Genomic DNA, 484 nt, shown 5'->3' with positions numbered 1-484 from the left:
TCCGTTTTTCGATCTCGGAGCCTGGCATGGTCATCTGTTGCCAGACGGCCCTAACACCATGGGCGGCTTTCCGGGCGTTGCGCTGCTGACGGAAGAGTACATCAACTTTATGGCCAGCAATTTCGACCGCCTGACCGTCTGGCAGGACGGCAAGAAAGTCGACTTTACGCTGGAGGCATACAGTATTCCCGGTGCGCTGGTGCAAAAACTGACAGCAAAAGATGTGCAAGTCGAAATGACTCTGCGCTTCGCCACGCCGCGCACGTCACTACTGGAAACCAAAATCACCAGCAATAAACCGCTGGATCTGGTGTGGGACGGCGAACTGCTGGAAAAACTGGAAGCGAAAGAAGGGAAACCGCTTTCCGATAAAACCATTGCTGGCGAATACCCTGACTATCAGCGCAAAATCAGCGCCACCCGTGATGGCCTGAAAGTCACCTTTGGCAAAGTGCGCGCCACCTGGGATCTGCAGAGCTCCGGC

General features: G+C 55.2%; 1 pseudogene. It reads left to right on the top strand.

Features of this window, described 5'->3' with window-relative positions:
* A pseudogene (locus EIZ58_RS32800) lies at positions 1–484 on the top strand (hypothetical protein); the annotation flags it as partial.

Source organism: Ammoniphilus sp. YIM 78166 (genome assembly GCF_004522215.1).
In the GTDB taxonomy this organism is placed as follows: Bacteria; Bacillota; Bacilli; order Aneurinibacillales; family RAOX-1; genus YIM-78166.
This window is presented reverse-complemented; position numbering and strand designations above follow the sequence as displayed.